This is a genomic window from Streptomyces sporangiiformans (genome assembly GCF_005768555.2).
Lineage (GTDB): Bacteria > Actinomycetota > Actinomycetes > Streptomycetales > Streptomycetaceae > Streptomyces > Streptomyces sporangiiformans.
In genome coordinates this window covers 1-2,764 of sequence record NZ_VCHX02000237.1, presented here as the reverse complement: position 1 = coordinate 2,764, position 2,764 = coordinate 1, and the positions used below count along the sequence as shown (strand labels likewise).

Below are 2,764 nucleotides of genomic sequence, written 5' to 3'. Positions count from 1 at the left end.
GCCCACCGAACTCGACCTGCAGGCCTTCGACGGACGGCACCCGGTGGAACTGATCGGCGGCGTCCGCTTCCCCGCCATCGGCCGACTCCCCTACCTCCTGACCCTCGCAGGCCACGGCTTCTACTGGTTCCGGCTGCGACGGGCAGTACCCACCAGTGCCAGCTGGCGATCTTGAACGTGTGCCTCTGAAAGGATGCGCCGCCATGCCCAGGACCGCGCCGCTTCATCCAGGCAGCCTCGGCTCCGCTTCCCTGCTGACATCGGTCGCCGGGTTGCTGCGCGCATGGCTGCCACGGCAGCGCTGGTTCGCGGGCAAGGGCAGGCCCATCACCGAGCTGACGCTGCTGTCGGCGACCGAGTTGCATCCGGGCTGTCTGCATCTTCTGGTTCACGCTCAGCACGGCACCGGCACGCTCTCGTCCGGTGACTGCTACCAACTGCTGCTCGGGGCCCGGGAGGTCCTGCCACCCCGGCTCATCCACGCCTACATCGGCCGCGCGAGCGAGGGACCGCTGGCCGGCCTGATGGTGTACGACGCCTTCCAGGACCCCCGGTCCACGGGGCTCCTCCTGGAGCGGCTGCGCAATCCTGGGACCACGGGCCCGCTGTGCTTCGAGCGCGACGGGCAGGTGACGATACCCGCCGGGCTCGCCCCGCGGCTCCTGGACACCGAGCAGTCCAACTCCTCGCTGGTGTACGGGGACACGTACATCCTGAAGATCTTCCGCCGCGTCCAGCCCGGCATCAACCCGGACCTGGAGGTGCCCTGGGCTCTGGTCCGGCAGGGCTGCACCCGCGTACCGCCGCCCGTGGCGTGGTTTCGAATATCGCAGCCGCAGGAGGCGACGCTCGGTGTGCTCCAGCCGTTCCTGCCCGACGCCGTGGACGGGTGGACGCTGGCGCTTCAATCCCTCACCTCCGGGCGGGACTTCGCGGAGGAGGCGTATGAACTGGGGCGGGCGACCGCCGAGGTGCATCTCGCGCTGGCCGCCGCCTTCCCCCCCGATGCCCCGAGCCGGAGCCAGAACAGGCAGCTTGCGGCAGCGATGACCGAGCGCCTGGACGCCACCAGCGCTTGCGTGCCCGCCGTCATGCCGTACGTGCCCGGGCTGCGGGCCGCATTCGACGCGTTCGCCGTTCTCGACGCGACCCGTCCCGCGCAGCGGATCCACGGCGATCTCCACCTCGGCCAGGTCCTGTGGGCCGACATGCGGTGGTTCGTCATCGACTTCGAAGGGGAGCCGGCCCGCCCGCTCGCCGAACGCCGTCGCCGCCAGTCCCCCGTACGCGATGTCGCCGGCATGCTGCGCTCCTTCGACTACGCCGCCCGCAGCCGCCGCCCATGGCGTCCGGCGTGGGCCCGGCGCTGCCGGGATGCCTACTGCGCCGGTTACGCCGCCGAGGCGGGGTGGGATCCGCGGGACGAGCCCGCCCTGCTGTGCGCCTACGAGACCGACAGAGCCGTCTACGAAGTGCTGTACGAGGCCCGGCACCGGCCCGACTGGCTGTCCGTACCGCTGGCGGCGATAGCCCGGCTCGCCGAAGCCGACCGAACCCCCTCCGGCAGTGGTCCGCCGGCCCCCTCGTTCCACAACGCCTGAGGAGTCTGAAGCCATGGCAGCGCGCAATATCTCCGTTTCCCTGCCGGCGCCCGAAACGCCCGCACCCAAGGTCGCGCCCAAGTCCGGGGCGCCCAGGCCAGGACGCGGCGCCCCCGGCATATCGCCGCCGGGCTCGATGGACGCGGCGGACCGGGCACGTCTGCTGGCCGGCGCCCATCACGACCCGCACTCGCTGCTCGGGGCGCACCCGGTGCCGGATGGTGTGGTCTTCCGGGCGCTGCGCCCGTACGCCACAGCCGTCGCCGTGTCGGTGAACGGGCAGCGTGCGGAGCTGGACGACCTGGGGGACGGTCTCTTCGGGACCGTGCTGCCGCTTGAAGTGATTCCCGAGTACACCCTGCTGGTCACGTACGGGAACGACGAGTACGAGATGCAGGACCCCTACCGGTTTCTGCCCTCGCTCGGCGAGTTCGATCTGCACCTGTTCGGCGAGGGCCGCCACGAGCAGCTGTGGAAGGCACTCGGCGCCGAACCGATGGTGCACCAGGGCGTGACCGGCACCCGCTTCACGGTCTGGGCGCCTAACGCGCGGGGCGTGCGGGTCATCGGCGACTTCAACTACTGGGACGGCACGGCGTTCCCGATGCGGTCACTCGGGTTCTGCGGCGTGTGGGAGCTGTTCGTCCCCGGGGTCGGCGAGGGCGCCCTGTACAAGTTCGAGATCACCCGGCCCAACGGCTCCAGGACTCAGCGTGCCGACCCGATGGCCCGCAGCGCGGAGATGCCGCCCGCGACCGCGTCGGTCGTCCATCAGTCGCATCACAAGTGGCGGGACGAGGAATGGATGGCCGGGCGGGGGCGGCGCCCCGTGCACCTGTCGCCCTTCTCGGTGTACGAGGTCCATCTGCCGTCCTGGCGCCCTGGACTGACGTACCGCCAGCTCGCCGACCAACTCCCCGCCTATGTCTCCGACCTTGGCTTCACGCACGTGGAGCTGATGCCGGTCGCCGAACACCCCTTCGGCGGCTCCTGGGGCTATCAGATCACCGGCTTCTACGCGCCCACCGCCCGCCTCGGCACCCCCGACGACTTCAAGTACCTCGTCGACGCGCTCCACCGGGCCGGTATCGGCGTGATCATGGACTGGGTGCCCGCCCACTTCCCGCGCGACGAGTGGGCACTGGCCGAGTTCGACGGCCGTC

The 2,764-nt window shown here is 70.9% G+C and carries 3 protein-coding genes; all 3 read left to right on the top strand.

From position 1 onward, the window contains the following. On the top strand, positions 1 to 175 hold a 175-nt coding region (locus tag FGD71_RS35135; protein ID WP_181359335.1), incomplete at its 5' end, for an alpha-glucosidase C-terminal domain-containing protein. Between the two features lie 28 nt (positions 176 to 203). Beyond that, complete coding sequence (locus FGD71_RS35130) at positions 204 to 1,601, top strand: maltokinase N-terminal cap-like domain-containing protein (RefSeq protein ID WP_119104611.1); 1,398 nt, start codon at positions 204 to 206, stop codon at positions 1,599 to 1,601. Positions 1,602 to 1,737: 136 nt separating this feature from the next. Beyond that, the coding region (locus FGD71_RS35125; protein ID WP_240436919.1) for a GlgB N-terminal domain-containing protein at positions 1,738 to 2,764 on the top strand (1,027 nt) is incomplete at its 3' end.

Coding starts and splice junctions, on each gene's coding strand:
- FGD71_RS35130 (WP_119104611.1), top strand. CDS start 204: ATGCCCAGGACCGCGCCGCTTCATCCAGGCAGCCTCGGCTCCGCTTCC.